General features: G+C 60.8%; 3 protein-coding genes. 2 read left to right on the forward strand and 1 reads right to left on the reverse strand.

Translation table 11 applies throughout. The features are described 5' to 3' along the window. Window positions 1–432 precede the first annotated feature (432 nt). Window positions 433–834 carry a hypothetical protein gene (locus NKH98_RS32690; protein WP_352904294.1) on the forward strand — a complete coding sequence of 134 codons (402 nt, stop codon included), beginning with the start codon at window positions 433–435 and terminating at the stop codon, window positions 832–834. A 152-nt stretch (window positions 835–986) separates the two neighbouring features. Further along, the gene (locus NKH98_RS32695) at window positions 987–3,152 is read left to right on the forward strand and encodes an adenylate/guanylate cyclase domain-containing protein (RefSeq protein ID WP_352904292.1); all 2,166 of its coding nucleotides are present in this window, start codon (window positions 987–989) and stop codon (window positions 3,150–3,152) included. A gap of 653 nt (window positions 3,153–3,805) precedes the next feature. Here the strand turns inward: NKH98_RS32695 and NKH98_RS32700 are convergent. Next, on the reverse strand, window positions 3,806–4,105 hold a 300-nt coding region (locus NKH98_RS32700), incomplete at its 5' end, for a hypothetical protein (protein ID WP_352904293.1).

The following is a 4,105-nucleotide window of genomic DNA, read 5'->3' on the forward strand; positions in this document are numbered from 1 at the left end:
GTGAAGCCCGCGGGATCGGTCCGGTCCGGACGCGCCAGCGATGGCGGACGATCTCATTCCGAAGCTGAAATGCGCCAAATTCGGCGGCAAGCGTGTTGGATTGATCTATACGCCCGACACCAGCCAGAGCGCATACGGCAAGGCATAGGGCGGGCGATGAACCTAAGGTCGAAGGCGCCGGCCGTTTTCCAGCGCGCGTGCACTAGGCTTGCGTGGTGGGCAGGTCGCCGCGGCTCCGCTGGGGCGTTAGCGATTAGGCGTTTTCTTTCGCCAGGGCTTCGACACGCTTCCTTGCAACCTTCTCGCAACCGGGTGCGGGCCCTCTTCGATCGTCTGGATAGGCCGCAAGCAGCCAGCAACTACGAGAAAGGTCAGCGTTACGTTAACCACTTCGTCGTCTTACATAGGGTGTGGCTTTCTCGTTGGTTACCTATGGAAGACGACCAATCTAGATTCCGTTGTCACCCCGAGCCGTCCGGCACGTGGACGGTGTGGGATGAAGTCGACAATGCCCCGGCAAGCTTAGGAGGCTGCTCACTTGTCGGTCGGACATGGCAGCGCGCCAAAGTGGCCTGCGACTTGCTGAGGCGCATTTATGACAATCGGCTGGAGGCCGTCGTCAAGCTGATGGGCGATGGCGCGCTTGTCGCCTTCGACAGCGTGGTCGACGCAGTCGCCTGCGCAGCGGAAATCCAAAGCGCGGCGGCCGCGCGCAATGAAGGTCTGCCAGAGCCTGAGCGCATCGTGGTCCACACATTTAACACTAGTAACACTAGGTATCCAATCGTCGACCTCATCGCGGCACAAAGGGCGCTGGACGCCCTGAACCGTTGAGGTCGCACCATCTGCGTCGGTTCCGACAACGTGGTTCGATCTCGCGTGCCACCGGCTGATAGGCACGTGAAGCCGGCGTCTCCAATGCGCTTTTCCCTAGCTTGTGGTACTATCAGTCGCGCAGTGTGATGCTATCCAATGGGGGGGCAGTCATGGAGCGAAAGCTCGCTGCCATTCTTGCCGCGGACGTGGTCGGCTACTCCGCACTGATGGAGCAGGACGAACAGGGCACGTTCGAGCGTCTCAAGGCAGGCCGCAAGGAACTATTCGAACCCGAAATTGCCCGCCACCATGGCCATACCTTCAAGCTGATGGGCGACGGCCTGCTGGCAGAGTTCTCCAGCGTCGTGGACGCGGTCGAATGTGCCGTGTCGTTGCAGCACGCCCTGGCGGAACGCAACGCCGCCGTTTCCGAGGATCATCGGATTCGCGTCAGGATCGGGATCAATCTCGGCGAGGTGATTGTCGAGGGCGAGGACCGCTATGGCGAGGGCGTCAACGTCGCTGCCAGGCTCCAACAACTGGCGGAACCTGGCGGCATCTGTGTCTCGGCAAAGGTCGCAAAAGAGGTTGAGAAGAAGTTGGCTTTCGGCTTTGAGCCGATGGGCCAACAGAAGCTGAAGAACATCGCAGAACCGGTGCAGGCGTACCGGGTGCTGGTCGATCCCGCGGTGGCGGGAAAGCCCATGGCTGTCAATCGACACCCACGCTTCAGGCGCAATCTGGCCGTCGCTATTGGGGTCCTTGTTATCGCAGTAGGCCTTGCAGCAGCGTGGTGGCGACCGTGGGAGTCACCGCCTCGGCCCGCCGCTCTGACGGCCAATGCGAAAGCCGACCCCCGGCCATCCCTCGTCGTGCTTCCATTTGACAATCTCAGCGACGACAAGGCGCAAGGCTATCTGGCAGACGGTTTCACCGAGGACCTGACCACAGAACTTGCACGCGTGCCCGGCCTGTTCGTCATATCGCGAAACGCGGCTTCCACCTACAAGGACAAGGAGACTAAACCCGCTGAGGTCGCCGCAGCGCTTGGTGTCCGGTACATACTGGAGGGTTCGATACGTCGGGTCGGCGACGACATGCGTATCAACGCGCAATTGATCGACGGCTCGACCACCGGTCATCTCTGGGCAGAACGTTTCGACGGCCAGTGGACGGATGTGTTTGCGCTGCAGGACAAGGTCGTCGTCAGCATCGCAGGCGCGCTCAAGCTCCGTCTCGTCAGCGCCCAAGGCAAGGCAGATGTCGCGGGCGGCACGCGCAATCCTGCAGCCTACGAAGCTTACCTCCAGGGCCTGGAAATCTACAATCGTCGCAATACTCCAGACGAGTTTGCGCAGGCGGTGAGGTTTCTCCAGCAGGCGCTGGAACTCGATCCGAATTTCGGCGCGGCGGCAGCCTCGCTCGCATGGGCCTATTGGGAGATGGACGGGCCGCGGGGCAAGGCTTTGGCCGTTTCGGATATTGGCGCGCTTTACAACGTCTACAAGTACCTGGACCAAGCGGCCAAGCATCCTTCGCCCTCTTACTATCAGCTCGTCGCCAGTTTGCTAGTTCGCGAACACCGGTCCGACGAGGCAGTCGCGGTTATGTTCAAGGCAGTGGCGCTCGATCCGAGCGATCCCCTGAACTATGTCGGGCTGGCAGAAGCCCTGAATTTCAATGGCAGGCCGAACGAGGCGCGCGACTACCTCGTCGCGGCCAACCGTGTCGACCCAGGCGGCAACGACCATCGGCACTACCTGGCTGGGCTGGCTGAATTTGGCCAGGGTCGTTTCGAGGAAGCTGTCGACTACCTTGAAAGGATCGATCTCCAATCGCCCGATCCATGGCCGAAATTCTATGGCCTGCAGGTGTTGGTTTCGGCCTACGCACATCTCGGGCGCAGCGATCAGGTCGCGGCCTATAGTGACAGGCTAAGGAACGTCATGTTGGAACGAAAGGATGGAGGGGCAAATCAGCTGGTCACGCAGAGGTATTTTGTGTTCAAGAACCCGACTGACATCGGGCGTCTGCTGGACGGCCTGGACAAGGCCGGTTTGCCGGAGTTGCCGGAAGAGGTCGATCTGGATGCGAAGGACCGGCTTACCGGTTCGGAGATCAGGTCGCTCATCCTCGGTCGTGACCTCCGCGGGGGAGGCGCATGGATAGACAAAGGAACCAGCTGGGTGCAGCAGAACTTCCTGTGCGACGCCATTCCGAAAGTTCAGACAACCTGCGGCGCGATCTTCCGGAATCCTGCCGGGACGCCGGAGCGACGCAACGAGTATACGGCAGTCTTCCGTTTCGATCGTTTTGAGTTTTCGACCGTCAAATAAGACCACCCCGGACCTGCCGGCGATATTCCATTCCGAACCAAAACTGCATGCGGACCTTTCTGCCCGCTGATCCCGCCACGACGAGCGCAACGCAACGGTCTCGACCGACGCTGATGATGCAGTAAATGACCGCCTCAACGCTTCGCCTTCGGTGCCTCCGCCCGGAAGCGGAGATCGCGGGTGACAATGCTGGAGGTCATGTTCGCGCCTCATGTCAGACGCTAGAGTCACCTTCTTCTTTGCCTGTAAGCAGACATTCGATCGACTGGGGCGATAGTCGACTCTTCCATTCGTCCATTTGGACAACCGCTATCGCGCGTGGTCGCCTTAGATCGAATGGTGGCGAAACAGCCAAGTGTAACTTGCACCCAGCTAGGCCTTGCCAGCGAAGCCGGAAAGCGCGGGGCAAGCACTTGGCGGTTGTGCGAGATCAGCACCAACACCGCGATGGCCGCCAGGTAGGGCAGGGCCAATAGCTGCTCCGAGGGGGCCCGAGCCCGCGCCTGTCCCTGCAGGATCGTCATGCCGCCGAACCGCCAGCCGCCGAGCAGGGACGCGCAGCGGGTGCCATGTCGCGAACACTGCCTGCGCCAGCGCGATCCAACCTTTGCCGGCGGCCAGTCTGATTTCTCGTTAAGCAGTCACCAAAGCAGTCAGCCCGCCTGCGGCCGGACGGCCGCCGCGAGAGCGCTTATGCGGCTGCGAGACCGGCAGAACTTGACGGAATAGCCTTTGAGGAACCCCGGTCGCCGCACAAGGTAATGGGGCGCGTCTCGAAGTTCAGCCATGTCTTGGGAGACGAACGCCATGACCGCGAACGATTGCCGAAACATTGCCCAATACCCGGTCACCCCAAGGTCCATGCCTTTGACAAACCTGAAGCTGAACTGATCTCCCACATTCTTCCGGCCCTGCGACATGGTGTAATCCGCCCCGAGGATGTCCAGAAATGC

Source organism: Mesorhizobium sp. M0833, from assembly GCF_040319905.1.
Classification (GTDB): Bacteria; Pseudomonadota; Alphaproteobacteria; order Rhizobiales; family Rhizobiaceae; genus Mesorhizobium.